Annotated in this window: 28 protein-coding genes and 1 other annotated feature; of the genes, 11 read left to right on the forward strand and 17 right to left on the reverse strand. The window is 36.6% G+C overall.

What is annotated here, in order from left to right:
- Positions 1-41: 41 nt before the first annotated feature.
- The gene (locus tag ACUN28_RS23410) at positions 42-716 is read left to right on the forward strand and encodes a TerC family protein (RefSeq protein ID WP_016088892.1); all 675 of its coding nucleotides are present in this window, start codon (positions 42-44) and stop codon (positions 714-716) included.
- A gap of 49 nt (positions 717-765) precedes the next feature.
- Here the strand turns inward: ACUN28_RS23410 and spx are convergent, their stop codons facing one another.
- The gene (gene spx, locus ACUN28_RS23415; protein WP_000258267.1) at positions 766-1,161 is read right to left on the reverse strand and encodes a transcriptional regulator Spx; all 396 of its coding nucleotides are present in this window, start codon (positions 1,159-1,161) and stop codon (positions 766-768) included.
- Between the two features lie 593 nt (positions 1,162-1,754).
- Between spx and ACUN28_RS23420 the strand changes: the two genes are divergently transcribed.
- On the forward strand, positions 1,755-1,958 hold the full coding sequence (locus ACUN28_RS23420; RefSeq protein ID WP_000559978.1) for a hypothetical protein: 204 nt from the start codon (positions 1,755-1,757) through the stop codon (positions 1,956-1,958).
- 27 nt (positions 1,959-1,985) lie between these two features.
- Here the strand turns inward: ACUN28_RS23420 and ACUN28_RS23425 are convergent, their stop codons facing one another.
- Entirely contained in the window at positions 1,986-3,632 is a 1,647-nt protein-coding gene (locus ACUN28_RS23425) for a peptide ABC transporter substrate-binding protein (RefSeq protein ID WP_000727246.1), read from the reverse strand.
- A gap of 351 nt (positions 3,633-3,983) precedes the next feature.
- On the opposite strand from ACUN28_RS23425, the gene ACUN28_RS23430 reads away from it, so the two are divergent.
- A complete protein-coding gene (locus ACUN28_RS23430) occupies positions 3,984-5,429 on the forward strand; it encodes an MATE family efflux transporter (RefSeq protein WP_002108704.1) in 1,446 nt (481 codons plus the stop codon).
- Positions 5,430-5,574: 145 nt separating this feature from the next.
- Here ACUN28_RS23430 and ACUN28_RS23435 read toward each other — a convergent pair whose 3' ends face one another.
- The 5 genes from ACUN28_RS23435 to ACUN28_RS23455 form a co-directional block, all read right to left on the reverse strand.
- Positions 5,575-6,510, reverse strand: coding sequence for an ABC transporter ATP-binding protein (locus ACUN28_RS23435; RefSeq protein ID WP_016088893.1), 936 nt, complete (start codon positions 6,508-6,510; stop codon positions 5,575-5,577).
- Entirely contained in the window at positions 6,503-7,546 is a 1,044-nt protein-coding gene (locus tag ACUN28_RS23440; protein WP_016136596.1) for an ABC transporter ATP-binding protein, read from the reverse strand. Before ACUN28_RS23440 ends, ACUN28_RS23435 begins: the two co-directional genes overlap by 8 nt.
- An 18-nt stretch (positions 7,547-7,564) precedes the next feature.
- Positions 7,565-8,581: an oligopeptide ABC transporter permease gene (gene opp3C, locus ACUN28_RS23445; protein WP_016088894.1), complete on the reverse strand. Its 1,017-nt coding sequence runs from the start codon at positions 8,579-8,581 to the stop codon at positions 7,565-7,567.
- Complete coding sequence (opp3b, locus tag ACUN28_RS23450; protein WP_000534165.1) at positions 8,578-9,507, reverse strand: oligopeptide ABC transporter permease; 930 nt, start codon at positions 9,505-9,507, stop codon at positions 8,578-8,580. The genes opp3C and opp3b overlap by 4 nt, the downstream gene beginning before the upstream one ends.
- Before the next feature lie 127 nt (positions 9,508-9,634).
- On the reverse strand, positions 9,635-11,266 hold the full coding sequence (locus ACUN28_RS23455) for a peptide ABC transporter substrate-binding protein (RefSeq protein WP_016088895.1): 1,632 nt from the start codon (positions 11,264-11,266) through the stop codon (positions 9,635-9,637).
- A gap of 319 nt (positions 11,267-11,585) precedes the next feature.
- Here ACUN28_RS23455 and ACUN28_RS23460 point away from each other — a divergent pair, with 319 nt between their 5' ends.
- On the forward strand, positions 11,586-11,966 hold the full coding sequence (locus tag ACUN28_RS23460) for a DUF3899 domain-containing protein (RefSeq protein ID WP_016088896.1): 381 nt from the start codon (positions 11,586-11,588) through the stop codon (positions 11,964-11,966).
- Positions 11,967-12,071: 105 nt separating this feature from the next.
- Positions 12,072-12,288: a binding site (T-box leader), on the forward strand.
- A gap of 75 nt (positions 12,289-12,363) precedes the next feature.
- A complete protein-coding gene (gene trpS / locus ACUN28_RS23465) occupies positions 12,364-13,353 on the forward strand; it encodes a tryptophan--tRNA ligase (protein WP_016088897.1) in 990 nt (329 codons plus the stop codon).
- A 279-nt stretch (positions 13,354-13,632) separates the two neighbouring features.
- On the opposite strand, the gene ACUN28_RS23470 is transcribed toward trpS, so the two are convergent.
- The 7 genes from ACUN28_RS23470 to ACUN28_RS23500 all read right to left on the reverse strand — a co-directional run bounded on the left by ACUN28_RS23470 (position 13,633) and on the right by ACUN28_RS23500 (position 19,721).
- Positions 13,633-14,379 carry a YjbA family protein gene (locus tag ACUN28_RS23470; protein WP_016088898.1) on the reverse strand — a complete coding sequence of 249 codons (747 nt, stop codon included), beginning with the start codon at positions 14,377-14,379 and terminating at the stop codon, positions 13,633-13,635.
- Between the two features lie 143 nt (positions 14,380-14,522).
- Complete coding sequence (locus ACUN28_RS23475; protein WP_016088899.1) at positions 14,523-15,311, reverse strand: DUF2268 domain-containing protein; 789 nt, start codon at positions 15,309-15,311, stop codon at positions 14,523-14,525.
- Between the two features lie 106 nt (positions 15,312-15,417).
- The gene (gene fabF, locus ACUN28_RS23480) at positions 15,418-16,656 is read right to left on the reverse strand and encodes a beta-ketoacyl-ACP synthase II (protein WP_016088900.1); all 1,239 of its coding nucleotides are present in this window, start codon (positions 16,654-16,656) and stop codon (positions 15,418-15,420) included.
- A gap of 31 nt (positions 16,657-16,687) precedes the next feature.
- The gene (gene fabH / locus ACUN28_RS23485; protein WP_001100533.1) at positions 16,688-17,620 is read right to left on the reverse strand and encodes a beta-ketoacyl-ACP synthase III; all 933 of its coding nucleotides are present in this window, start codon (positions 17,618-17,620) and stop codon (positions 16,688-16,690) included.
- A gap of 232 nt (positions 17,621-17,852) precedes the next feature.
- Positions 17,853-18,029 (reverse strand): ComZ family protein, encoded by a 177-nt coding sequence (locus ACUN28_RS23490; protein ID WP_001986215.1) that lies wholly within the window; start codon positions 18,027-18,029, stop codon positions 17,853-17,855.
- A gap of 55 nt (positions 18,030-18,084) precedes the next feature.
- Positions 18,085-18,969 carry an NAD-dependent epimerase/dehydratase family protein gene (locus tag ACUN28_RS23495; protein WP_116329241.1) on the reverse strand — a complete coding sequence of 295 codons (885 nt, stop codon included), beginning with the start codon at positions 18,967-18,969 and terminating at the stop codon, positions 18,085-18,087.
- 17 nt (positions 18,970-18,986) lie between these two features.
- Entirely contained in the window at positions 18,987-19,721 is a 735-nt protein-coding gene (locus tag ACUN28_RS23500; RefSeq protein WP_016088902.1) for a hydrolase, read from the reverse strand.
- 156 nt (positions 19,722-19,877) lie between these two features.
- Between ACUN28_RS23500 and ACUN28_RS23505 the strand changes: the two genes are divergently transcribed.
- Complete coding sequence (locus tag ACUN28_RS23505) at positions 19,878-20,060, forward strand: YjzD family protein (RefSeq protein ID WP_001211112.1); 183 nt, start codon at positions 19,878-19,880, stop codon at positions 20,058-20,060.
- A 33-nt stretch (positions 20,061-20,093) separates the two neighbouring features.
- Here the strand turns inward: ACUN28_RS23505 and clpB are convergent, their stop codons facing one another.
- Both clpB and ACUN28_RS23515 read right to left on the reverse strand, forming a co-directional pair.
- Positions 20,094-22,694, reverse strand: coding sequence for an ATP-dependent chaperone ClpB (gene clpB / locus ACUN28_RS23510; protein ID WP_016088903.1), 2,601 nt, complete (start codon positions 22,692-22,694; stop codon positions 20,094-20,096).
- Between the two features lie 211 nt (positions 22,695-22,905).
- Positions 22,906-23,085 (reverse strand): YjzC family protein, encoded by a 180-nt coding sequence (locus tag ACUN28_RS23515; protein WP_002095847.1) that lies wholly within the window; start codon positions 23,083-23,085, stop codon positions 22,906-22,908.
- Positions 23,086-23,577: 492 nt separating this feature from the next.
- On the opposite strand from ACUN28_RS23515, the gene ACUN28_RS23520 reads away from it, so the two are divergent.
- From ACUN28_RS23520 to ACUN28_RS23530, 3 genes are all read left to right on the forward strand, one after another.
- A complete protein-coding gene (locus tag ACUN28_RS23520; RefSeq protein ID WP_016088904.1) occupies positions 23,578-24,387 on the forward strand; it encodes a Cof-type HAD-IIB family hydrolase in 810 nt (269 codons plus the stop codon).
- A 105-nt stretch (positions 24,388-24,492) separates the two neighbouring features.
- On the forward strand, positions 24,493-24,633 hold the full coding sequence (locus ACUN28_RS23525; protein ID WP_016088905.1) for a hypothetical protein: 141 nt from the start codon (positions 24,493-24,495) through the stop codon (positions 24,631-24,633).
- Positions 24,634-24,831, forward strand: coding sequence for a DUF3813 domain-containing protein (locus ACUN28_RS23530; protein ID WP_016088906.1), 198 nt, complete (start codon positions 24,634-24,636; stop codon positions 24,829-24,831).
- A 25-nt stretch (positions 24,832-24,856) separates the two neighbouring features.
- On the opposite strand, the gene ACUN28_RS23535 is transcribed toward ACUN28_RS23530, so the two are convergent.
- Positions 24,857-25,714 carry a YitT family protein gene (locus tag ACUN28_RS23535; RefSeq protein ID WP_016088907.1) on the reverse strand — a complete coding sequence of 286 codons (858 nt, stop codon included), beginning with the start codon at positions 25,712-25,714 and terminating at the stop codon, positions 24,857-24,859.
- A 100-nt stretch (positions 25,715-25,814) separates the two neighbouring features.
- Between ACUN28_RS23535 and ACUN28_RS23540 the strand changes: the two genes are divergently transcribed.
- Complete coding sequence (locus ACUN28_RS23540; protein WP_001120850.1) at positions 25,815-25,946, forward strand: DUF3941 domain-containing protein; 132 nt, start codon at positions 25,815-25,817, stop codon at positions 25,944-25,946.
- Positions 25,947-26,076: 130 nt separating this feature from the next.
- On the forward strand, positions 26,077-26,934 hold the full coding sequence (gene prsA, locus ACUN28_RS23545) for a peptidylprolyl isomerase PrsA (protein ID WP_016088908.1): 858 nt from the start codon (positions 26,077-26,079) through the stop codon (positions 26,932-26,934).
- Position 26,935: the final 1 nt, after the last annotated feature.

The following is a 26,935-nucleotide window of genomic DNA, read 5'->3' on the forward strand; positions in this document are numbered from 1 at the left end:
TATAGTTCGCTTATTAAAACATCATAAATGGAGGCAGACGAATGGACTTAGAGTTTTTAACATCTGTACTAATGATTGTCGGTATCGATGTTGTACTAGGTGGTGACAACGCAATCGTCATCGCACTAGCTAGCCGAAATTTACCTGAATCGAAACGAAATAAAGCTATTTTAATTGGTACTCTTTTAGCAATCGTACTAAGAATTATCCTCACTATACTAGCTGTCTATTTACTCGATATTCCATTTCTGCAACTTATCGGGGGCGTTTTACTTACATTAATTGCAGTAAATTTACTAACTGATAATAGCAACGATCTTTCTTCTATTCAAGGAAAAACAACTTTATTTCAAGCTGTGCGTACAATTGTATTCGCGGATCTCGTTATGGGATTTGACAATGTTATTGCCATTGCAGGGGCAGCTCACGGAAGATTTTTACTCGTAATAATCGGCTTACTCATTTCGATCCCGATTATTATTTGGGGCAGCAAACTCATTTTAATACTGATGGAACGCTTTCCATTCCTCATTTATTGCGGGGCAGCGATTCTCTCCTATACAGCAGGAAAAATGGTCACACATGAAGACAGACTTGCAACCTTTTTTCATAACAACCCAAGTTTCACTGCAAGCATTCCATACTTGTTTATTTTCACCATTTTATGTATCGGCTTTATCGTTCAACAAGTTCGATTACGAAATGTGAAACATTAAAAAAAACCTTCTACTATATAATAGGTAGAAGGTTTTCATATTATTATAATTAATTTACAAGACGCTGTGCTTCACGTAATTGGAACGTTCTTACTGTACGTGGTAAGAAACGGCGGATTTCGTCTTCATTGTAACCTACTTGAAGGCGTTTCTCGTCAATCATAATTGGACGACGTAAAATCCCTGGATAGTCACGAATCATCTTATATAAATCTTGAAGTGGTAAAGACTCTAAGTTTACATTTAATTCTTGGAAAACTTTTGAACGAGTAGAAATAATCTCATCCGTTCCGCTTTCTGTCATACGTAAAATCTCTTTAATTTCCTCAATCGTTAATGGATCTGAGAAAATATTACGTTCTGTATAAGGAATATGATTTTCCTCTAGCCATAATTTCGCCTTTCTACAAGACGTACAGCTTGGAGAACTATATAATGTTACCATACAAAGCTCACTCTCCTTAAAGAGTACAAATTCTGTACTAATTACAGTTTAAATTTCTAAATTCAGCAATTTTTCGCGATACCTTGTCTTAAAACAAAGTGCAAAAATCGCATTTCATGTAAGCAACAACTTTAAGCAAACAACAATTACTTTTAATAAGTAACTTCTATAATCATTATACAATAGATTTTGCAAGAAATATACAGTAAATTTCCTTCTAATTGAGAAAACTCTTCCGTGCATTCCACTGCTATGTAACAAGATTACACTCACATTACCTGTTCTTTAACAATAACCTTTAACCCTTTTAACACTCAGTTTTCATAGATTCCTCATATGATATATAGTTATTTTCTCATAATCTTTCCTATGAAAAAGAGAACGTTTTCTTACCTTTTCCTGATAAATCAATTAAGAAATGTAAGACTGTACAAGTGAGAATTGAAAGGAACATTTGTTCTTATTTTAACAAATATTCTCATTCATGTCTATACGATTTCTAAAATAAATCCATTATTTTTCTGACAGTTCTTTCTTTTTTATCTTTTATCTCATACAATAAAAATACAGACAGGCAAAGGGGGAATTTGCAAATGATTGCTTTTTTTATTGATTTTGTCACTGTTGCTGCCCTCATCATCGGAATAACAGCATTGATTGGTGTCATTACAAATAGCATTGGTGAAAAACTCTTTGGCGGAAAAGAAAAGATGAAGTTTGTTAATAAAAGCTTGGATGTACAATCCGGCTGGAACCAAGTTGGCGGAAAAGGTATTTATAAGAAACGTACGTATTAAAAAAAGCAGGCGGTCAGCCTACTTTTTTTATTTTTCTACAGATGCCCACTTAAAGCTTAATTCGCCGCCATATTTGTGGATATATACATCTTTAATTGTTTCTCTTTCTAATATAGATCTACCGCGTTGGAATACTGGTGCAATTGCTGCATCCTCAAATAAGATTTTTTCCGCTTTTAACAGGTCATTCCAACGTCCTTTTACATCTGAACCTTCTTGCTTTGCCTTTTTAATAAGGCCATCATACTGGGCATTAGAATAACTCATTTTATTTTGTGAACCATCTGTTATAAACATATCAAGGAATGTGATTGCATCAGGGAAATCAGGCCCCCATCCAGTAAATGAAATATCAAACTGTCCACTATCTTCAAGTTTTAATTTTTGTGCAAATGGTTGCATCTTAATCGTTACTGTTAGACCTGGTAAATTCTTTTCTAATTCTCCCTTTACATACTCACCAATTTTCTTAGATTCTTCATTATCAAAGTTTAAAAATTCTAGTTCTATTTTATCCTTACCTAATTCTTTCTTTCCTGCTTCCCAGAATTTTTTAGCTTCCTTCACATCTACTTTTGAAAGTTTTCCATTTTCTTTTCTGAAATCCTGCTTATCTGGTCCCTTAACAAAATCAGATGGTACTAAACCATAAGCTCCCTTAGAACCATTGTTTAAAATAACCTCACCAATACCATCTCGATCGTATGCACTAGAAATAGCCTTACGAATATTTTTGTTAGCTAACGCTGGATTTTTTTGATTAAAACGCAAGAAGAACACAGTTGGATCATTAATTGTTTTAAAATCTTTTTGCCCTTTATACTTATCAACTAATTCCGCTGATAAACCAACTCTGTCAATCGCATTCGTATTATATAAATTAACAGCTGCTCCTGTATCTTTTACAACATTAAAATTAACTTCTTCTAATTTCACTTCTTTTTGATCCCAATAACCTGGATTTTTCTTTAGTTGGAAACTTTGTTCATGCTTCCATTCATTTAATACAAATGGACCGTTATACAACGTTGTATTTGCTTCCAAACCAAATTTTTCTCCCTGTTCTTTCATATACTTCTCATTTAATGGGAAAAATAGTGGATACACCGTTAAATCAAGAAAATATGGAACTGGATTATCCAATTCAACTTCTAATGTATAATCATCTATCGCTTTTACACCTAATTGATCCGGTGATAGCTCTCTTTTATTAATTTTCTCTGCATTTTTCACATCTAACATAATATATCCTGATTTCGCTGCCGTATCCGGGTTAACAGCTCTTTGCCATGCATATACAAAATCTTTTGCTGTTACAGGATCACCATTCGACCATTTAGCGTCTTCACGCAATTTAAATGTATATTTTTTACCATCTTCAGATTTCGTATGGGATTTCGCTACACCTGGAACTAACTTATCGCCTTTCCCAAGTCGATATAGCCCTTCCATTGTATTATTCATAACTTTTGAAGAAGCAGCATCCGAGGCAAGTGTTGTATCCATTGTCGGAATTTCAGACACTTCTGTTAGATTAATAACTTGCTTCGCACCGCTTTTCCCGCTATCCCCTTTTGCGTTCGCTTGCGGTTCATCTTTTTGATAGCTACATGCCCCTAACATCATGCTCATTGCTACTGTTGACGCTACAAAAACTGGTATCTTTTTTTTCATACTTCCACCCTCCAAAAAATGTTAGCCCTTTCATTTTCAAACAGAAAGAAATATATATATGTTCTAATAATTCATATTATACACACAAATATATTTTTTGTATATTTATATTTCTATTTCATTAAAATTTTCTGTTAAAAAATGTATCCATGTAAACGTTTCATATTACTATTTTTCCTCGCTAAAGTGTCGATAATAACTATTTTTATATTTTTCTAAATTATCAGAGAAAAATAAATTTTATATTTCATAATACTTTGTGCATAATTATCCTTCTCTTTTTAACATAAAATTGCAGGCCCTTCATATTAAAAATATGTAGGCTCAAATGGGTGCAAAGGATAAGAAAGTATGTTACGATACACTTTGCTAAAAATAGATATCGGTAAAGAGGGGACGGACATGACAGCAATTCAGGCAAAAAACGGGCCAACAGAGAAATTAAGTTTATTCTTATTAACATGGCCTATTTTTCTAGAAGTTTTTCTATTTATGTTAATGGGTATCGCTGATACTTTCATGTTAAGTGCATTATCAGACGATGCTGTATCTGGGGTTGGTGCAGCGAATCAATATCTCCATATCGCTATTTTGGTACTAGAAGTCATCGGGAACGGCGCAGCTATCGTCGTATCTCAATACCTCGGTTCCAAACGTTTTATGGAAGCATCTAAAATATCAGCTTTAGCCGTCACATTAAATTTAGTGGTCGGACTCGTTATAAGCGCTGGTTTTCTTTTATTTTCAAAACATATGATGATGGCAATGAACTTACAAGGCGATGTACTCATGTATGCACAAAACTATTTATCCATCGTCGGGGGAGCTATTTTCCTTCAAGCTATTATTAATTCATTAGCCGCAATTATCCGCGTACACGGCTTCACAAAGCAAGCGATGTTTATTTCACTTGGAATGAATATTATTCATATCGCTGGAAACTATGTACTCATTTTCGGGAAATTTGGTTTCCCAGAACTCGGTGTACAAGGGGCTGCCATTTCTTCTGCTGTCAGCAGATTAATCGCTCTTATCGTTTTCTTCTGGTTACTGTACCGCGTTATGGAATACCGTGTGAAAATACAATATTACTTCACCTTATCAAAAGAATACATCGGGAAAATTTTAAAAATCGGGATTCCCTCTGCATTTGAGCAAGTTATGTATCAAGCTTGCCAAATTGTCTTTCTGTATTATGCAACGTACTTAGGAACGGAATCATTAGCGGCTAGACAATACGCTACGAATATTTCTATGTTCACTTATTTATTCGCTATTGCAATCGGTATGGGAACAGCAATTATTATCGGGCGCCTCGTTGGCGGTGGTGAAAAAGATGAAGCATATGAACGCGTATGGAAAAGTGTGAAATGGGCAATTGGCGTCACTTTATGTATGGTCGCTCTCGTTATTACATTCCGCACACAATTAATGGGACTATTTACAGATAATCCGCACATTATTACATTAGGTGCATCAGTTCTTTTACTAAGTATACTACTTGAAACGGGACGCACGATGAACATCGTTATTATCAATTCACTTCGTGCAGCTGGTGATGCAAAATATCCTGTTTTAATCGGCGCATTCTCTATGGTGTTAATGAGTTTACCACTCGGTTATTTTTTCGCCTTCCATTTAGATATGGGGCTCGTTGGTATTTGGCTAGCCATTGCTATCGATGAATGGACACGTGCCATTATTATGTTCTTCCGCTGGAAAAGTAGAGCGTGGGAGCGTTATGCACTTGTTAAACCTGAAGAAAAAGAAGAGATTGTTTCTGTTCAGGCGCAATAATACTCGTTTGATTAAGGTGTAGTCTTTAGTAAATGAAACTTATATGAGCGATTCTTTAAATAAATCGACTTACCGAGAAATGTTGACAACTCTTTTATATAGTAGAAAAAAGCCAATCTTCCATAACGGAAGATTGGCTTTTTTATTATTGATAAATCTCTTTATATTTCTTATACTCTGCTTCAGAACATAATACGAAATGTCCTGGGCGAATTTCACGCATTGTTGGTGCTTCACTAGCATAATCATGCTGAGATGGATCGTATACGATACGTTTACGATTGCGCTCATAATCTGGATCCGGAAGCGGAATTGCTGATAATAGTGATTTCGTATATGGATGAATTGGATTCGCATATAACTCTTCACTTGTTGTTAGCTCAACGATTTGACCACGGTACATTACGCCAATGCGGTCACTAATGTATTTTACCATTGATAAATCATGGGCAATGAATAAGTATGTTAAACCTTTTTCTTTTTGTAACTTTTTCAGTAAGTTTACAACTTGCGCCTGGATTGATACGTCAAGTGCTGAGATTGGCTCATCAGCAATGATAAATTCAGGTTCTACAGCAAGTGCGCGAGCGATACCGATACGTTGACGTTGTCCACCTGAGAATTCATGAGGGAAACGGTTTGCGTGCTCTTTATTTAAACCAACTGTGTTTAATAATTCATGCACACGGTCCATACGCTCTTTTTTGCCTTTTGCTAGTCCGTGAATATCAATACCTTCTGCGATAATATCCCCTACTGTCATACGAGGATTTAATGATGCATATGGATCCTGGAAAATCATTTGCATTTTACGGTTGAACTTCTTCAGTTGTGCGCGTGATTTTTTACCATGTACATTTTCACCATCAAACAACACTTCACCAGCAGTTGCATCATATAAACGAATAATCGTTCTTCCAGTTGTCGATTTACCACAACCTGATTCTCCTACAAGACCAAATGTTTCTCCGCGGAAAATATCAAATGAAATATCATTAACCGCTTTGACAACACCACCACTCACGTCGAAGTGCTGCTTTACATTTTTTACTTCAATTAATTTCTCACGTTGTTTAGTCATGTTGTTCACCTGCTTTCATTTGAAGAATACGTTTTTCAACAACTGCCGGCGGTTTTACTTCTGGAGCTTGCTCGTGAAGTAACCAAGTTGCCGCAAAGTGTGTATCACTTACTTTAAATAAAGGTGGGTCCATTTCAAAATCAATTTTCAATGCCTGTGGGTTACGTGGTGCAAAAGCATCTCCCTTTGGCGGCTTCAATAAATCTGGAGGCGTTCCAGGGATTGCATATAATTCTTCTTCTGAACCATCTAAACTTGGCATAGATGCGATTAAGCCCCAAGTATACGGATGTTTTGGATTGTAGAAAATTTCATCTACAGTTCCGATTTCAACAACTTTACCAGCGTACATAACTGCCACGCGGTCCGCAACGTTTGCCACTACACCTAAGTCATGCGTAATGAAAATGATTGCCGCTTCTGTTTTTTGCTGAATGTCTTTCATAAGCTCTAAAATTTGCGCCTGAATTGTAACGTCTAGCGCTGTTGTCGGCTCATCGGCAATTAATAATTTTGGGTTGCAAGCTAACGCCATCGCAATAACTACACGCTGTCTCATACCACCTGAGAATTGGTGAGGGTATTGTTTTAAGCGCGCTTCTGGATTTGGAATACCTACAAGGTCGATTAATTCTAACGCAACTTTACGTGCATCAGCTTTACTCATCCCTTGGTGTTTAATAAGGCCTTCCATAATTTGATTTCCAATTGTCATCGTTGGGTTTAATGATGTCATTGGATCTTGGAAAATCATCGCGATATCTTTACCGCGCACTTGTTGCATTTCTTTTTCTGTTAGTTTCGTTAAGTCACGACCTTCAAATACGATCTCACCGTTTTTAATACGTCCTGGAGGATTCGGAATTAATCCCATTAACGCTTTAGAAGTAACTGATTTACCAGAACCAGATTCTCCTACAATCGCTAATGTTTCTCCTTTTTTCAAATCAAAAGTAACACCGCGTACAGCTTGTACTTCACCTGCATGTGTATCAAAGGAGACTTGCAAATCTTTTACCTCTAGCAATGTTTTCATTTTTACTTCTCCCCTCTTTTACTTACGCATTTTTGGATCTAACGCGTCGCGTAATCCGTCTGCCATTAAGTTGAATGCTAAGATTAACATACTGATGACAACCGCTGGGATGAACATCATATGTGGATACGTTTGAATTGATTTATAACCATCGTTTACAAGAGAACCAAGTGATGCGAATGGTGGCTGAATACCTAAACCGATGAAGCTTAAGAACGCCTCACCAAACACTGCTGTTGGAATTGTAAACATTGTCATTACGATAATTGGTCCCATTACGTTCGGGATTAAGTGTTTTACAATTAACTGTGTATTTGTTGCACCTAATGTACGAGATGCTAATACGTATTCTTGATTTTTTAATTTCAGGATTTGTCCACGAACGATACGCGACATCCCTATCCAACCTGTAATCGCCATTGCGAGTGTAATTGACCATATACCAGATCCCATAATGATTACCATTAAAATAACGATGATTAAGTATGGAATACCGTTAATAATCTCCATAATACGTTGCATAATATTATCTACTCTACCGCCATAGAACGCTGAAATACCTCCATATGCAACCCCAATTACTAAGTCAATTGCTGCTGCTAAAAGAGCGATATATAATGATACGCGTGTACCTTCCCATGTTCTTGTCCATAAATCGCGTCCAAGATCATCTGTACCAAACCAGAAATACTCTTTAATATCACGTTTTTCATATTGGTCAACACCATATTGATCTGTACCGTCAAATGGTAGCCAATGAACATTTTCAATAACAGGAATTTTCGGTGGTAATTTCGAACGACCTAAATCTTGCTCTTTATAAGAATGCTTACTTACCATCGGTCCTAAAATTGCTAGTAAGATAATAAGCGCTAATAAAACGAAACCGAACATTGCCCCTTTATGTTGGAACAAACGTCTTCTTACATCTTGCCAAAACGTTAAGCTTGGACGGGCAATGACTTCATTATCAACATTATTTTGATTGGCTTGTTGAAATAAATCTGGAGATAATTTTTGTACATCTTTCATCATTTTTTCCCTCCCGCTAAACGAATACGAGGATCAATAATTCCGTATAAAATATCAACAATGAAAATAACTAAGATGAAAATCGCACTATAGAAAATTGTAGTTCCCATAATAACTGTATAGTCGTTCACTGTAATCGATTTAACGAATTGTTCCCCAAGTCCTGGTACAGCATAAATTTGCTCAATAACTAATGTACCTGTAATTAAACCTGCAACCATTGGTCCTAAAATTGTTACAACTGGAATTAACGCGTTACGAAGTGCGTGTTTGATAATGATAACGCCTTGGCTAATTCCTTTTGCCTTCGCTGTTAAAATGTAGTCAGCTTGCATAACTTCAATTAACTCTGCACGAGCGAAACGTGCGATTGTTGCGATAACTGCCATCGATAAAGCGATTGTAGGCATTACTGTAAACTCTGGTCCTTTCCAGAATGCTACTGGGAACCATCCAAGTTTTACCCCTACGAAATATTGTAGTAATGCGGCGAATACGAACGATGGTACCGACATCCCGAGTACGGAAATAATTGTCGCCCCATAATCGACCCACGTATTGTTGCGAAGTGCCGCAACGATTCCTAAAATTAAACCGATAAATGTTCCTAATATAATCGCTTGTAAACCAAGTTGTGCTGATGGTCCAATGCGATCCACAATCATATCTGTTACCGGACGGTTATCATATTGGAATGATACCCCTAAATCACCTTTTGCTAAGTTACCTAAGTAACGTGCATATTGAACTGGTACTGGATCATTTAAGCCATATTTTTCAAGAATGATTTCTTTTTGTGCCGGTGATAGCTTCTCCTGGTTTTTAAGCGGAGAACCCGGAAGTAATTTCATCAAAAAGAAAGTCAGTGTAGTAATTAAAAATAATGTCAAAGCCATGTACACGAAACGTTTTAATACATAACGTCCCATAGTCAAGCACCTCCCCGTTTTTCTCAAAAGCAATAAGATAGTTTAAAATATTCTTACTTTTATTTTTTTAAAATAAGAGCATATGCCCATCATAGGCATATACCCTTATTCATGATGGAAACCATTTTTAGTTTTTAAGTTCAACCCACTTATAGCTAAATTCTCCGCCATATTTATGTTCTAATAGGCCAGTAATTGAGCCACGTTGTAAATATGCTTTACCAGGTTGATATACTGGAGCAATCGCTGCATCTTCAAGCAATTGTTTTTCTGCTTTTAATAGAGCATCCCAGCGAGCTTGTACATCAACTTCTGTTTTCGCTTTTTTAATTAAATCATCATACGCTGCATTTGCGTAATTCACTTTATTTTGTGCATTACCTGTTGTATACATTTCAAGGAATGACATTGGATCCATATAATCTGGACTCCATCCCGCATATGACATTGCATAATCTCCACTTGCTTCAAGTTTTAGTTTTTGTGCAAATGGCTGCATTTTTGTTGAAACTGTTAAACCTGGTAAGTTCTTTTCAAATTGGCCTTTTAAATACTCTCCGATTTTTTTCGCATCATCAGTATCAAAGTTTAATAGCTCTAACTCTACTTTGTCTACACCAAGTTCTTTTTTACCAGCTTCCCAGTATTTTTGTGCTTCTTTCATATCCTCTTTTATAAGCTTTCCGTTTTCTTCACGGAAGTCTTTTCCATTCGGACCTTTTGCTAAGCCTTTCGGAACAAAACCATATATTCCTTCTGAACCATCGTTTAAGATCACTTTTCCGATGTTTTCACGTTCAAAGGACATTGCAATTGCTTTTCGGATATTTTTATTTGCTAAAAATTTATTCTTTTCATTTAAGCGAATAAATTGTGTAGATGGTCTCTTAATCGTTTTAAAGTCAGCATCTGATTTGTATTTATCTACAAATTCTGATGTTAACACTACACGATCAATTGCTTTCGTTTCATATAAATTTATAGCAGTTGAACGATCCTTAACAATATTGAAGTTTATTTCCTCAAGTTTTACTTCTTTATTTTCCCAATACGTTGGATTTTTCTTAAGTTGGAAACTTTGTTCATGCTTCCATTCATTTAATACGAATGGACCATTATAAAGTGTCGTATTGGATTCTAATCCAAATTTTGCTCCTTGTTCTGTTACAAACTTCTCATTCAAAGGATACAAGGTTGGATAGACTGTTAAACTTACAAAATAAGGAACAGGGTTATCTAATTCCACTTCAAGTGTATGATCATCAATTGCCTTTACACCAAGTTCTTCAACTGGTAATTCTTTTTTGTTAACTTTCTCCGCATTTTTAACATCAAATAGTATGTAAGCAAACTTAGCACCCGTATTTGAATCTACAGCTCTTCTCCAAGAATAAACGAAGTCTTTCGCTGTTACAGGTTCACCATTAGACCATTTCGCATCTTCACGTAATTTAAATACATACTTTTTTCCATCCTCTGATTTCTCATAAGATTTAGCGACACCTGGAACAAGTTTATCGTCTTTCCCCAGACGATATAATCCCTCCATTGTGTTATTCATGATGTTAGAAGATGCTGCATCTGTTGATAACGTCGTATCCATAGTTGGAATTTCAGCTGTCTCGGTTAGATTTAACACTTGCTTGTTTGAGGATTTTTCTTTTGCGCCTGCTTTATTATCCTCTTTTTGGTAACTACAAGCTCCTAACATACTGACCGTCAACGTCGATGCAAGTAATAACGGTATCTTTTTCTTCATGTTGTGTTGCCTCCCCTAATTGCACTTCCTGTACCCTCACTTGTAAAAAAGTAGAATTGAAAGAATAATCTCCAAGTTTCTACAATTTTCATTATACATATAATATAACAATTGTGAATATAGTTTTTTGTTTTTTTGTTAAAATTTTTAATAAAATGTTTATTTTTTTATTTTTTTGTAAAGGGATACGTTAACATTGCTACCATCATCTTGAAATCAGACCTTTAATTGCGTATAATTTTCAAAAAATTAATTCTAGTACATATTATAGCTTTTATAGTATAATAATTCTAGTAATATTTTGACGGAGGGGAACATTTTGAATAAAGTTTTTTTTCATACTTGTATACTAATTTTCATAGCCATAGTCGCTTCTAGTATTGGCGCATTCCTCGTTTCATCGCAATTTTTGTTGAATTTTGTCAATATCTCGTTTTATATTGCGCTATTTTTTATTCTTATAGGCGGTTTTTTATTCATATTTCAAAATGGATTTTTTAACGTAACAATTTACGCCTTCCAAAGAGTATTTGGTACGAACAAAAAAATTGACTCATTAATTGAAGAAGTAGAGGAACCTGTCGATAAGAAAGAACGTATTTATAAAACATATTCATTCAAATGGACGTATCCAATTTGCATTACAGGTCTCGTTCTTGGGTTGTTCTCGACCATCATTAGCTTTACTATTTTGATGTAGTTTGCAAACACTATCCCATATGATATAATAATCAGCAAAACATTTTGTTATAAAACTTTAGTTCTTTCATATTAAAAGAGCTCAGGTAACAATAAATAAATTTATATGTATGCGATGATAAAGAAGAGTACATATTGAGGCAATTTCAGAGAGCTTGTGGCTGGTGTGAACAAGTAATTGTACAGTATGGAATGGGCTTTTGAGCACCAAACCGAACCGAAAGTAGTAGGCTTTGGCGTTATATCCAAACGTTATTATGGATTAGAGAGATTTCACAGTAGTGAAATAATTAGGGTGGTACCGCGGTCCATTCGTCCCTATAGTTTTTGGGATGAATGGGCTTTTTTGTTTGCCTTCTCTTCCCCCATCACGCATTCAAATTTAGGAGGAATTACTTATGTCAGTTATCTTTTCTGGTATTCAGCCAAGTGGAACGATTACACTTGGAAACTATTTAGGAGCTATGAAGCAATTTACAGAGCTTCAAAATGAACACGACTGTTATTTCTGTATTGTAAACCAACATGCAATTACAGTACCTCAAGATCCCGTACAACTTCGTAAAAACATCCGCAGTCTTGCTGCACTTTATGTAGCATGCGGCATCGATCCTGAAAAAGCTACTTTATTTGTACAGTCAGAAGTACCAGCACACGCTCAACTAGGATGGATTATGCAATCAGTTGCTTACGTTGGAGAATTAGAGCGTATGACGCAATATAAAGATAAATCATCGGGCAGAGATTCAGTTCCAGCTGGATTACTAACGTACCCACCATTAATGGCTGCTGATATTTTACTTTACAACACTGAAATCGTACCTGTTGGTGATGACCAAAAACAACATATGGAATTAACACGTGATCTAGCAGAGCGTTTCAACAAACGCTTCCGTGAAGTGTTCACTGTTCCTGAAATTCGCATTCCAAAAGTAGGAGCTCGCGTTATGTCATTAACAGAGCCTACGAAAAAAATGAGTAAATCTGATCCAAATCCAAAATCAATGATCAGCATGCTTGATGAACCAAAAACAATTGAAAAGAAAATTAAGAGTGCTGTAACTGATTCTGAAGGTATCGTGAAATTTGATAAAGAAAACAAACCTGGTATCTCTAACTTATTAACAATCTACTCTTCATTCTCTGGAAAAACAGTTGAAGAAATCGAAGCAATGTACGAAGGAAAAGGATACGGCGACTTCAAAGGCGACCTAGCACAAGTAGTCGTAGAAGCAATTCGTCCAATCCAAGACAAATATAACGAACTAATCAACTCACCAGAACTAGACGAAATTCTAGACAAAGGTGCCGAAAAAGCAAACCGCGTTGCATTCAAACAACTACGCAAAGTAGAAAACGCAATGGGACTAAGTAGAAAACGTAGGTAATTTATAAAGCGGAGGCGACTGCTTAGCCCTGACGGCTAAGGTTCTTTCCCACAGAAGGTGCTTTTTACCTTCTCGTGGGGAAGGTTCTTAGACGCGAAGGGCTAGGAGCCGGAGCTGGATTACATAAAAAGCGGAGGCGGCTCGCTTAGAATATGAGGGGGATGGAGCTCCTGACGTAGAGGTGCTTTTTGCCTCGCAGGAAGGCGCGAAGCCACCGAATATTCTTGCCGCCGGAGCTAGACTACACAAAATTAAAAAAACCGCCAATTGGCGGTTTCTTTAATTTACCTTTTGCTCGTTTTCCATTTCCCATAACTTTTCAAAAAATGGCTGTCCTTTTACAAGACGCTCGCATAATTGTTCGTGCTTCTCAGACCAGCCTGCTTTCGCTTCATCATACAATCTAGCCCAAATATCTTCAAATTCCATATGTTGAACCATTCCGTATGCTGATGGATCCCACTCTGTGAACCAATAGCGAATTTCTGCTGTGTTTTTCGTTGTATGTAATTGATCTAACGCCATAAATAATAATTGTTTTAGCTGTCTTTCTTTACGAGTTAAGCCATTCATAATGAAAGGTGATGGTGATAAAATATGATGTTCTTTTTCCATTTCTTCTACTTGGAACTCATACTTTTCTGCTTGTACGCTTTCTACCATCTCATATACCATCTGCTCTTGGCGTGGTATAAGTCTACTTTTTCGAATTGGTACATTGTAACCAATTGTGTCGATCGCAATAATTCCTTTTCCATCTGTAACAACAAAGCAATACTCTTGCTGCAAACGTTCATGATTTTTACGAATATAAGCCTTATGATGTACGTCTTCCAACAATTTTTGCGGAAGCTCTAACAATTCGTCCTCGATGTAATGATATAATGTGGAATCTACTTTTAATAATGGCACTTGATCTAATAGCTCAATCGTATCATCTTTCCGCCATTCGTAAAAATGACAAACGTTATACCCATTTTCTTCACCTTCAAACCAATTTACCCATACATCATGTAGATATAACATTCACTACCCCTCACTTCACTACTGTTTGTATCAATCATTATGTTCAATTTTTCTTAACTTTATTCCACCTAAGGAAATATATTCTAATTATTATTTTTTCTTCTATTAATACTAAAAAAAACAGGAAATAGAGCTCCTGTTTTTTATATATGAAATGTATTTGCTTTATTCAATATTTCTTTTGCATCTATAGATAATAAAGAAAGTGTATCTATAGATGCGGAAGCTACACAGTCTTTGACAATATGAAATCCAAGTGCATAGCCAAGCATCTTCGGATAAGAATGAAGTCCACTTAATAAGATGTCGTGCTCCCTTGTTCCTCGTTTTATACTTATTCTTTCATGTACAACGTTTTTCCAATAGTATATAGCCTCTTCTTTTGAAAGATACGTCGTCCATGGTGCATTGTTTTTTTCTGAATATCTTTCCGTTACTGCTTGCTCAGCTAACCCTTCCATAATCATCGTATCAAGTAATGTATATTCTGTTTCTTTCGTCTCAATTTGATGTAACCTGCATATGTGGTGATATTCATGCGCCAATAACACTTTTAATTCTTCCACCGAATTCCGTCCACATACGAATAAGAAAATAACGTGACGCATAGATAATCCAGCCCTGCCGTTATATTCTTCTTGTACAGTCCGATTATAAGAATCTGATAATAAAATAAAGACAGGGACATCCGGACCTTTTAACCAACTTTTCAGTTTCTCATACTCCATACGTAACTCTTTCCAAATTTCCTTTTTCTCTAACTCTTTAATTTCTTGTTCTCCCCGCATAACTGGACGATACATACCTTTAGAAATTAAAAAGCGATACAACCTTTCTTTTGGCAGCGGGATATACTTCGTAAATTTCTCACACAGCTTTTCTGGCCGCCCGTAATATAGATGTAACCACTCGGCTGTTTCAATAACCCCCATCTTTATCCCTCCTTTTTCTTATGTATATGCAAAAGGAGAAAAAGGCGTAAAAATAAATAAGGAGTTTTTTCGTAATATATTACGAAAAAACTCCTTATTTCATCTATTATTTATACGATTTAAATACTAACACCGCGTTATGACCACCGAATCCAAGTGAGTTACTTAATACTGCATTTACTTCTTGTTGTCTCGCTTTATTCGGTACGTAATCTAAGTCACATTCTGGATCTGGTGTTTCATAGTTAATTGTTGGAGGGATTACTCCGTCTGTAATTGATTTAATTGAGAAGATCGCTTCAACAGCACCAGCTGCTCCTAATAAGTGACCTGTCATTGATTTCGTTGAGCTAATTGCTACTTTATACGCGTGCTCACCGAACGTTTCCTTAATTGCCATCGTTTCATACTTTTCATTCGCATCCGTACTTGTACCGTGTGCATTAATGTAATCAATATCTTCTGGCTGTAGACCTGCATCTGCTAAAGCTTGACGCATTGCGCGCACGCCGCCTTCACCACCAGGAGCCGGCATTGTAATATGGAATGCATCACCAGTTGCACCGTAACCAGCGATTTCCGCATAAATGTGAGCACCACGAGCTAATGCGTGCTCTAATTCTTCAAGAATTAGAATACCTGAACCTTCACCCATTACGAAACCACTACGGTTTTTATCAAATGGACGGCAAGCTGTTGCTGGATCTTCATTAAATGTTAATGCTTTCGCTGAACTAAATCCTGCGAATGCCATACTTGTTAACGGTGCTTCAGCTCCGCCTGTAATCATTGCATCAGCATCACCGCGCTGAATTGCTTTAAATGCATCACCAATTGAGTTTGCACCAGATGCACAAGCCGTTACAGAACAAGTGTTAATCCCTTTTGCTCCTGTCGCGATTGATACTTGACCTGCTGCCATATCTGGAATCATCATCGGTACGAAGAATGGGCTCACGCGGCGCGGGCCTTTCTCAGTAAAAATCTTAAATTGTTCTTCGTATGTTTCCATACCGCCAATACCAGAACCAATCCATACACCAATTCGAGGTCCGTTTTCTTCTGTAATTTCAAGTTTTGCATCCTCAACTGCCATTTTCGCTGCTGCTACTGCATATTGTGTAAAGCGATCCATACGGCGCGCTTCTTTTTTATCAATATATTTCTCGACTTCAAAGTCGTTAATTTCTGCTGCTACTTTTGCTGGAAATAGTTCCGGATCAATTCTTGTAAGTCGTCCGATTCCAGATACACCCTTTTTAATGTTTTCCCACGCTGTTTCAACATCTGTTCCGATCGGTGTAACAGCTCCTAGTCCTGTAATTACGACCCTCTTTTTTTCCATACAAAATACACTCCTTTTTTTCTCTCAGTCCTTATTTACCCCAACGAAGAGCGACCGCTCCCCATGTTAATCCGCCTCCGAAACCAACAAGTATAATTAAATCCCCATCTTGAATACGTCCATTTTGCAATTCCTCTACCATTGCAATTGGAATTGAAGAAGCTGATGTATTACCAAACTTTTCAATTGTCATACTCATTTTTTCTTGTGGTAAATTTAATCTCTCTCTTGCAGATTCCATAATACGAATATTCGCTTGATGTGGTACTAAGAAATCCACATCCTCTTTCGTAAGACCAGCTTTATCCAGCACGCGAAGACAAGATTCACCAAGTTGACGAACGGCAAATTTAAAGACTTCTCTGCCATTCATCATAACATACTCGTCTTGATAAAGATGCTTACCGCCACTTCCGTCTGCTCCTAATTCGAAAGATAGAACGCCTCTTCCTTCTGAAACGGCTCCCATTACGATCGCACCGGCTCCGTCTCCAAATAATACTGCTGTATTGCGATCATTCCAGTCTACAATTTTAGATAGTTTATCACTACCAACTACTAATACATTTTTATAAGTTCCCGTTTGAATAAATTGCTGCGCTGTAATCATTCCGTACATAAAACCAGCACATGCTGCACCTACATCCATTGCAGCTGCATGTTTCGCTCCAATCGCTTCTTGAATGACACAAGCTACTGCTGGAAACGCACGATCTGGTGTTACTGTCGCCACCAAAATAAGATCGATATCTTCTCCGCTAACCCCTGCATCTTCAAGTGCTTTTTTAGCAGCCTCTACGGCCATATATGAAGTATCTATTGTATCATCGGCAATGCGTCTTTCTGCAATTCCCGTTCTCGTACGAATCCATTCATCGGATGTATCCATTATTTTCTCTAAATCGTGATTTGTGACTACTTTTTCTGGCACATATCTTCCGATCCCTAAAATGCCCACGTTCACATCGCAGCCCTCCGTTTTATATCAATTATTATGACTTGGTACTAATTTTAAAACATAAATGTATTTTTGTCTAGAATATATTTCAGCTAAAGCATAAAGCTAGGCATTATTCACTTTATTGTTTATAAAAAGAAACAGAAACATACCTTTCCTAGTTTCTTTCGAAATATAAAAAGACCCGAACCGCTTCTACTTACGGTTCGAGCCTCTCTCCCTTCAAAAAAGAAGGGTCTTACTCTTTATCTGCTTTCCCAAGCTCATATGCTTCATTCATAACTTTCATCAATAACTCTAATACTGGTTGTGCTTTCTCCATATCAAGTGCAATTCCATTATCATCTAAAATTGCTTTTGCTTCTGGTAAATGCTTCATTGCGATTTGTAAAAATTGCATGCTTTTTTCGTTCATAGTATGTTCTTCCTCTCTCCAATAAACTTTCACATACAATAGTGTAACACGTGCTCTACCCTTCGTATAACTCTTTATATTTTTTCATATGTGCCAATTGTTTATTTAAACCGTATTCTAACGGGGTATTTCTTTTTATCGAAATAACCTCTACAGCTTCATCTCTTTCTTCCTCATTCTTTTTATTCACTTTATCCTCTGCACGTAAAAGATTCATACCTTTTTTCCATAATGACTTTTTACCACTAAGTAAATTGTATATACCGAGATACTCCTCGTTCATTCCATTTTCCCATAAGCATTCACATACATCTTCAACATACAGTAGATCACTTCCGTTTTCCTCGCTCGCATAACGGCACTCTTTCTCATCCAGTTCTGATAAGATGAGCTGATGATACATCATAAAAGATGGTTGCCATGGTCCATATAATGTAGGAACTCGAAATACACTATATTGTACCTCTCCTTTTTTCAATCCTTCTTCCACTTTCGAAAATAGACGTTTATTTTCAGATTCATCTGCACTTCCTACTTCAATAGAAGAAATTAAATTTAACTTTACTTTATGTTCTTCACACATTTTTATAATTCGCTTTAAATATTGCAATATAAGCCTTTCATTCCGAAACCCACTATGCTGATTTGGCTCATACAAGCAAAAGTAAACCGTATCGAACTTCTCTCCTTCCACTGATTTCCATCCATCTTCACCTCTTATCGAATAATACGTAAATAACGCATTTCGCCCAATTAACAATAACTTCTCTTCATTGATTTTTGTCATACTATCGAATTCATCAAAATCAAGACCATACACTTCTACTTCTTCTGCGATCATTTTATTCACAAGGTGATAACCTACAAACGTAAGTGCACCTATAATTAGCACGCGTTCCATACCACCAACCCTTTCCCCTTGAAACCAATAGCTCCTCATTTATGTATATGGGAGCTTCACAATTCTTCTTCATATTTTTTAAAGAAATCAGTCGCTTGCCTAACCATTTTATATTTCACATCTTGCAGATGGAATAAGACAGAAGTATCACATTGATTAAATTGCCTCATTTTCTCATATTTACGTAACAACTGTTTTCTTCCTCTTTTTTCTTGTGTTGACACGAAAATTTTAACAGGTACACAAGACGGAAGAAGCGTAAATGATTTCTTATTTATTTTTGATGCTAATTCTTCTTCTTTGGAATCATACGCCAAACTTAATTCCTTCACTAACCTTTTGTAAAAAAACTTATGCTCTTTCTCAAACTCCACATATTCTGGTAAATCTAAACACGGATTTAACATAATGACAGAGCGTATAGATTCAGGGTATTTGTTCATCATTTCAAGTGCTACAAGTGCACCCATACCATCTGCCATAATGTGCATTTTCGCATTCAATGTCTCTTTTCTCAAAACAACATCATATAAACGTTTTGCTAGCCGAACAGATTGGTCGTTTCCCCAATGTCTTCCGTATAAATTAGAAGAAAAGACCGTGTAGCCTTCCTCAATAAGGCCATGTAAAAAATAAGATCTTCCCGCATGCTGTGTCCATAAACTTGTACCATTCTCAATAAAGTAGTTGTAATCACCAAGAAGCATTACAGAAAATCCATTTGGCTTCTCTGGTAAATAAATGACACATGGTTCTTTTTCTAAGTAAAAAAAACGTTCCGTAATACTCATTTTTCCCCCGCCTTATTTTCTAAACATATAAAAGTACTCTTTTATAATGTATGAACAGAATGCAAATTTGCGTTGAAAAATCTACAAATATTTTTCTATATTCTTTTTTCAATTGTGTTACAATAAGGACAGATTGAACGAATAGAGGTGTAAAATATGCGTTTCATTTGGGCATTAATTTGGTCGTTCGCGCTTGTACATATGATGAGCTATGTAATTGGTTCTATGACTGGCGGTACATACGATTTTAACCAAGCGTCTATTTTCTCAGTTGTTCTTGCGGTATTAGTACTTGCGATTTCAGCTGCAATTCCAAACGAGCCAGTAGAACAACACTAAAAAAAGAGTCCGGATTTTATCCGAACTCTTTTTTCATTTCACACGAACGACTAATTCGTTATTTTCTACATCTACAACTACGTGACTGTTATCAGTAATCGTTCCTGCAATTAATTCTCTCGCTAATTTCGTCTCAACTTGACGTTGTACGTATCGTTTTAATGGACGAGCTCCGTACATCGGATCAAAGCCAGCTTCTACAACGAATTCTTTTGCAGAATTCGTTAATTCCACTGTAATGTGACGATCAGCTAAACGGCCTTGTAATTCTTTTACAATTTTATCAACAATACCTTTAATTTCATTCGTTGTAAGAGGCTTGAATAAAATAATTTCATCGACACGGTTTAAAAACTCTGGTCGGAAATGTCCTCTTAATTGTCCCATTACAAGTTCTCTTGATTCTTCTTTAATGGAACCATCTTCTTCTAATCCATCTAACAAATGAGCGGATCCAATATTTGAAGTCATAATAATGACCGTGTTTTTAAAGTCTACTGTACGACCTTGTGAATCTGTAATGCGTCCATCATCTAACATTTGTAATAAAATGTTAAATACTTCTGGATGTGCTTTTTCGATTTCGTCTAATAAAATAACAGAATATGGTTTACGTCTTACTGCTTCTGTTAATTGACCGCCCTCTTCATATCCAACATATCCAGGAGGCGCACCAATTAAGCGTGACACAGCATGTTTCTCCATATACTCAGACATATCGATACGAATCATTTGCTCTTCACTATCGAATAAAGACTGTGCTAACGTTTTTGCAAGTTCTGTTTTACCAACACCAGTCGGTCCTAAGAAGATGAAGGAACCAATCGGACGGTTCGGGTCTTTAATACCGGCGCGTGCACGAAGAACTGCGTCTGATACTAAGCTTACCGCTTCCTCTTGTCCGATTACACGCTCTGATAAAATTTGCTCTAAGCGTAGTAATTTCTCGCGTTCACCTTCAACGAGTTTTGCGACAGGAATACCAGTCCAGCGTGAAACAATATCAGCAATCTCTTCTTCACTTACTTCCTCACGTAATAAACGATTTTCTTGTTTATTATGCGCGCCCATTTCTTCTGCTTCTTTTAACTCTTTTTCAATTGCAGGAATTTTCCCGTGACGAAGTTCCGCTGCTTTATTTAAATCGTAATTACCTTCTGCTTCTTCTAATTCACGGCGCAGTCGCTCTAAATGTTCACGTAAGTCACGAACTTTGTGAATATCTTCTTTTTCTTTCTCCCATTTCGCTCTCATACCACTTGCAACTTCTTTTAAATCCGATAATTCACGTTGCAATGTTTTGAGACGTTCTTGGCTACCAAAGTCCTTCTCTTTTCCAAGAGCCGCTTCTTCAATTTCCAGCTGCATAATGCGGCGCGTTACTTCATCTAATTCTGTCGGCATAGAATCAATTTCTGTACGAATTGTTGCGCACGCTTCGTCAACAAGATCGATCGCTTTATCAGGTAAGAAGCGATCTGAAATATATCGATCTGATAAAACAGATGCTGCTACAATCGCGCGGTCATGAATATTTACACCGTGATAAATTTCAAAACGCTCTTTTAATCCACGTAAAATGGAAATTGTATCTTCAACAGTTGGTTCTTCTGCTAATACTTGTTGGAAACGTCTTTCTAGCGCTGGATCTTTCTCAATATATTTACGATATTCATCTAACGTTGTCGCCCCGATACAATGCAATTCACCACGCGCAAGCATCGGTTTTAACATATTTCCTGCGTCCATCGCACCTTCTGTTTTACCAGCGCCGACGATTGTATGAAGTTCATCAATGAATAATAAAATGCGGCCTTCACTCTTTTTAATTTCATTTAATACCGCTTGCAGACGCTCTTCAAATTCACCGCGGAATTTTGCTCCAGCTACAAGCGCACTCATATCTAACGCAAAGATTGTTCTATCTTTTAATCCTTCAGGTACATCCTTCTTTACAATACGCTGTGCTAATCCTTCAACGATTGCTGTTTTACCAACACCTGGCTCACCAATTAAAACCGGGTTGTTTTTCGTTTTACGTGAAAGGATACGAATGACGCGGCGAATTTCACTATCACGGCCGATTACAGGGTCAATTTTCCCCGCTCTTACTTCCGCCACTAGATCACGGCCATATTTTTCTAACGCTTCATAAGTTGCTTCTGGATTTTGACTAGTCACTCTTTGATTCCCCCGAACTGTCATTAAAGACTGTAATAAGTTGTCTTTCGTAATATGAAATCTTGTAAGTAATTGATTTATATCGCCTTTTTCTTCAGCAAAAGCAAGCAATACATGTTCAACTGAAATGTAGTCATCTTGCAATTTCTCTGCTTCTTTTCCTGCTCTTACAAGTAGTTGTTGCAGAGCACCTGTTATATATAATTTGCCCGCTTCTGCTCCGCTTCCCGTTACAGAAGGCTTTTTCTTAATTAAACTTTCGGCGCCTTGCTTTAACGCTTCTATATCGACATTCATTTTTTGAAAAATACGTACTGCTAACCCATCTTGCTCTTCTAATAATGTAAACAAGAGATGAACAGTATCTACTTCTTGATGATGATGAGACACCGCTAAAGATTGGGCACTCATAATCGCCTCTTGTGTTTTTGTTGTCATTTGATTTAAGTCCATCTTTACAGCCCTCCAAATGTTTGACTTTCTTTGACCTTTGATTTGATTATACGCCAACTGACTTTTTTATACAATAATTTTGCTTATGTATTTTCAAACTTATTATTGGAAAAAAGAAAAGTGCGCATGCATGATACAATTGAAAAATATACGGTAAATGAAATTATAACGTGTAATGACAAAAAAGCCGCAATGATGATTGCGGCTCCTTTTACGGTTTTCTTTTATATGTCCACTGACGGTTATGATTCGTGTTCTCTGGAAACTTTTCACCGGCAGTTAATTGTACCATTTGGGGATTTTTCACCATACTTCCCGTTTCACCAATTTCTACGTAAATGCCATCATTTGGCGCTTTTTGTCCAGAACGAAACCTGCGATTTTGTCCCATCTTCATTCTCCTTCCATGACGTCTTGCCTCATTAGTATATCCATTTTAAAAGAAAGCTTTTCTGTCATGTTTAGGAAACAAGTACTACATCTCGTTCTTGTACATATATATGAATGACACAAGTGTAAGCAGGGATTTCTTCCCTATTTGTAGAAAAAAAAGAAACCAACCTACTCTAGGCTAGTTTCAAAGGAGAGTCAAACATATACGAGAAGATTACATGTTCATTATAAGCCTCCTCATACGAGCAATGTAACCCTTTTCACAATTTGTACATAATGAAAGAAACATTGTTTGAACTTTCTAAAAAGATGTTGACTTTTCCTAATTTCCAGCGAGAAATAGTAGACACCACAGCACTTCGAGACGTAAGATGGATATATAGTGAAATTCCCATCTATGGTGGTATCACCCAGTTTAACCTCTTATTTCTGCATATTAAAAAACGGAAATACAGATAAAAACAAAAAAATTATTATAAGAGGTGAAATTATGAAAAAACAGCATTTAATCGCATTAGACTTAGACGGCACTTTATTAACAGACAACAAAATAATTTCTACTCGAACGAAACATACAATTGCAAAAGCAAAGGAACAAGGACATATTGTCGTTATTTCAACAGGACGTCCATTCCGCGCTAGTTTTGATTACTATAAAGAACTTGGTCTTAACACACCAATCGTAAACTTTAATGGCGCTTACGTACATCACCCTCTTGATTCAAAGTGGGGTACACATCACTCACCTCTCGAGCTAGCAACAGCTCAAGAAATTGTCCGAGCTTGCTTTGATTTTGGCGTGAAAAATATATACGCTGAAGTAATGGACGATGTGTATGTTCGTGAAATTGATGAAGATAAAAAACATATTTTCGAATTCGGTTCTCCAAAGATTTTTACAGGAGACTTATTAAATATTTTAAACGATCATCCAACTTGCTTATTAATCGACGCACATGACGAGCATTCCAGTGCAATTCGTCAACACTTAACTGATATGCATGCTGAAGTAATCGATCATAGAAAATGGGGCGCACCTTGGCCAATTATTGAAATTGTAAAAAGCGGGTTAAATAAAGCTGTCGGATTACAAAAAATTTCTAGTCATTACAACATTCCACAAGAACGAATTATCGCTTTCGGTGATGAAGATAACGACTTTGAAATGATTGAATTTGCTGGTCACGGCATCGCAATGGGAAATGCCATCCCTGAATTAAAATCACTTGCAAACCATACAACGTTAACGAATGAAGAAGATGGTATCGCTCTATATTTAGAAGAGGTTCTTGGGTTATAATCTAAAAATTCCCTGCTTATAGTTTCTCGCCAAACGCTCATACTATAATTAGACGCAAAAGTCAGCGCGTCGATTGTTTTCAGCTAAATAAAGGGGGTTTTTCGAATGGGTAAAAAGAACAAATCAAAACGTTTTATCCAACAAGGAGCCGATGCTGTTATGAAGCATGATGCAAGATTCCCGTACAGAGGTACATTAGCTGAGGCAGAAAAAGCGAGAAACAACTCTTCTTTTGGAGGGGTTTAAATGGGGAACTTACTATTCCAACAAGCTAGAGATGCTGTCACAAATGCCGTATCTTGTTCAAGCGGCGCTGAGCAACAAGATCTCGTATATAGAGCAAAAAACGCTTTGCACTCTGCTTATGCAAACTCTTCAACAGCTGAAAAAGTTCAGCTACGCGAAATGCAGGAGCAGTTGCAAAACATTACGAATTTACATTAAAAAAGAGGACCAGCTTTGGTCCTCTTTAATCTTTTCGAAACAATCCAAACACCCCAACCGTTTGCAGTACGTTTGTAAATGCACCTGGGTCCACTTGTTTAATAACCCTCTCTAATTCATACAATTCGTAACGAGTAATCACAATCATTAACATTTCCTTATTTTCATTTGTATAAGCACCTGTTGCCGGTATAGTTGTAATCCCCCTCACTAAGCGTGAATGAATCGCCTTGCGTACCTCTGCCCCATTCTTCGTAACGATTAATGCTGTAATCTTCACGTGACGGGTATGAATCGCATCAATAATTCTCGTTGAAACATACAACGTCAACAAAGTATATAACGCTTTTTCCCATCCATATACATAACCTGCAGCGATAATGATAATTGCATTAAAAAAGAAAAAGTATGTGCCAACAGGTTTATCTTTTATCTTAGATAAAATCATCGCGATGATATCTAAACCACCTGTAGAAGCCCCCCACTTTAAAGCAATCCCTACCCCAATTGCTGAAATTATCCCGCCAAAAATCGCATTCAATATGATGTCGTTCGAAACTGCTTTAACTGGGATAATTTCTAGAAACAAAGTCATAAATATAACGCAAAGAAAACTAAAAAAAGTAAAAGCCTTCCCAACCTTTTTCCACGCTAAAATAACGACAGGAATATTAAATAAGCTAAACAATACCCCCGTTGATATATGAATAGATAAAAAGTCGTTTAATATTTGTGATAATAATTGAGACAATCCAGCAAAACCACTCGCGTACACTTTCGCTGGCGTTAAAAATAAATTCATTCCAATCGCGTTTAACAAACCTGCGACGATTACAACGATTAACTTCTTTATAAGTTCGGTATAATTCAACTTCAAATCCATTTCTAATCCACCCTTATTATTCATGAATGCACTGCTATACATAGTCTTTACGAAAAAGGAAATGATAAACGTACAACGTTTAGAAATGGAGTTGATACATATGCCACATACAAGTGATAACGACAAAAAAGCACGCGATAATAATGCAAAGCGTACGCAAAAAAATGAACAAGAACAAAAGAATATAGAGCAAGGTAAGCGTGCCTATTCCAAAAAGACCGATCACCTTTGATTCCATCGTACACCAACAGTATTGTTGGTGTACTTTTTTTACAGTTTACGGGGAAAAAACATTAAAAATTCACTTCATGTTCACTTCTATATTCTACAATAGCGATAACATATTCGGATGAGGTGTTAGCATGAGAGGGAAACATATTTTCATTATTACTGCACTACTAAGTATATTAATGCTATCTGCTTGTGGACAAAAAAACGGCTCAACTACAGTCGCTACGGCAACAGACTCAACCATTACGAAGAGTGACTTCGAAAAGCAGTTGAAAGATCGTTATGGAAAAGACATGCTATACGAAATGATGGCACAAGACGTTATCACAAAAAAATATAAAGTATCTGACGATGATGTAGATAAAGAAGTACAAAAAGCGAAAAATCAATACGGAGATCAATTCACAGCAGTACTAGAAAACAATCGTTTAAAAGATGAAGCCGATTTCAAAAATCAAATTAAGTTCAAACTTGCTATGAATGAAGCAATTAAGAAGAGTGTTACAGAAAAAGATGTGAAAGACCACTATAAACCAGAAATTAAAGCGAGTCACATTTTAGTAAGTGACGAAAATGAAGCGAAAGAAATAAAGAAAAAATTAGATGCTGGTGCTTCATTTGAAGAATTAGCAAAGCAAGAATCACAAGATCTACTATCAAAAGATAAAGGCGGAGACCTCGGATACTTCCATTCCGGTGCAATGACACCAGAATTCGAAACAACTGCCTACAAACTAAAAATCGGCCAAGTTAGTGATCCAGTCAAATCACCAAATGGCTATCACATTATTAAACTAACTGGTAAAAAAGATTTACAACCTTACGATGAAGTAAAAGACTCCATCCGCAAAAACTTAGAAGCAGAACGTATTGCTGATCCTACATTCAGTCAAAAGTTGTTACAAAGAGAATTAAAAAAGGCAAATATTAAAATAAGTGATAATGACTTGAAAGATACATTTACTTTTGCGCATGAGCGAGGAAATTAAG

The organism is Bacillus sp. WC2507, assembly GCF_052656125.1.

Bases quoted from the DNA above. Each gene is read 5' to 3' on its own strand.
- ACUN28_RS23440 (WP_016136596.1), bottom strand. From the start codon at position 7,546: ATGAAAACATTGCTAGAGGTAAAAGATTTGCAAGTCTCCTTTGATACA.
- ACUN28_RS23430 (WP_002108704.1), top strand. From the start codon at position 3,984: ATGTTACGATACACTTTGCTAAAAATAGATATCGGTAAAGAGGGGACG.
- ACUN28_RS23475 (WP_016088899.1), bottom strand. From the start codon at position 15,311: ATGGGGGTTATTGAAACAGCCGAGTGGTTACATCTATATTACGGGCGG.
- ACUN28_RS23425 (WP_000727246.1), bottom strand. From the start codon at position 3,632: ATGAAAAAAAAGATACCAGTTTTTGTAGCGTCAACAGTAGCAATGAGC.
- opp3b (WP_000534165.1), bottom strand. From the start codon at position 9,507: ATGGGACGTTATGTATTAAAACGTTTCGTGTACATGGCTTTGACATTA.
- ACUN28_RS23530 (WP_016088906.1), top strand. From the start codon at position 24,634: ATGGGGAACTTACTATTCCAACAAGCTAGAGATGCTGTCACAAATGCC.
- fabF (WP_016088900.1), bottom strand. From the start codon at position 16,656: ATGGAAAAAAAGAGGGTCGTAATTACAGGACTAGGAGCTGTTACACCG.
- ACUN28_RS23470 (WP_016088898.1), bottom strand. From the start codon at position 14,379: ATGTTATATCTACATGATGTATGGGTAAATTGGTTTGAAGGTGAAGAA.
- ACUN28_RS23500 (WP_016088902.1), bottom strand. From the start codon at position 19,721: ATGAGTATTACGGAACGTTTTTTTTACTTAGAAAAAGAACCATGTGTC.
- ACUN28_RS23540 (WP_001120850.1), top strand. From the start codon at position 25,815: ATGCCACATACAAGTGATAACGACAAAAAAGCACGCGATAATAATGCA.
- ACUN28_RS23435 (WP_016088893.1), bottom strand. From the start codon at position 6,510: ATGACTAAACAACGTGAGAAATTAATTGAAGTAAAAAATGTAAAGCAG.
- ACUN28_RS23535 (WP_016088907.1), bottom strand. From the start codon at position 25,714: ATGGATTTGAAGTTGAATTATACCGAACTTATAAAGAAGTTAATCGTT.
- ACUN28_RS23495 (WP_116329241.1), bottom strand. From the start codon at position 18,969: ATGAGGAGCTATTGGTTTCAAGGGGAAAGGGTTGGTGGTATGGAACGC.
- ACUN28_RS23505 (WP_001211112.1), top strand. From the start codon at position 19,878: ATGCGTTTCATTTGGGCATTAATTTGGTCGTTCGCGCTTGTACATATG.
- clpB (WP_016088903.1), bottom strand. From the start codon at position 22,694: ATGGACTTAAATCAAATGACAACAAAAACACAAGAGGCGATTATGAGT.
- prsA (WP_016088908.1), top strand. From the start codon at position 26,077: ATGAGAGGGAAACATATTTTCATTATTACTGCACTACTAAGTATATTA.
- ACUN28_RS23525 (WP_016088905.1), top strand. From the start codon at position 24,493: ATGGGTAAAAAGAACAAATCAAAACGTTTTATCCAACAAGGAGCCGAT.
- ACUN28_RS23520 (WP_016088904.1), top strand. From the start codon at position 23,578: ATGAAAAAACAGCATTTAATCGCATTAGACTTAGACGGCACTTTATTA.
- spx (WP_000258267.1), bottom strand. From the start codon at position 1,161: ATGGTAACATTATATAGTTCTCCAAGCTGTACGTCTTGTAGAAAGGCG.
- ACUN28_RS23490 (WP_001986215.1), bottom strand. From the start codon at position 18,029: ATGAACGAAAAAAGCATGCAATTTTTACAAATCGCAATGAAGCATTTA.
- ACUN28_RS23410 (WP_016088892.1), top strand. From the start codon at position 42: ATGGACTTAGAGTTTTTAACATCTGTACTAATGATTGTCGGTATCGAT.
- ACUN28_RS23515 (WP_002095847.1), bottom strand. From the start codon at position 23,085: ATGGGACAAAATCGCAGGTTTCGTTCTGGACAAAAAGCGCCAAATGAT.
- ACUN28_RS23420 (WP_000559978.1), top strand. From the start codon at position 1,755: ATGATTGCTTTTTTTATTGATTTTGTCACTGTTGCTGCCCTCATCATC.
- trpS (WP_016088897.1), top strand. From the start codon at position 12,364: ATGTCAGTTATCTTTTCTGGTATTCAGCCAAGTGGAACGATTACACTT.
- ACUN28_RS23455 (WP_016088895.1), bottom strand. From the start codon at position 11,266: ATGAAGAAAAAGATACCGTTATTACTTGCATCGACGTTGACGGTCAGT.
- opp3C (WP_016088894.1), bottom strand. From the start codon at position 8,581: ATGATGAAAGATGTACAAAAATTATCTCCAGATTTATTTCAACAAGCC.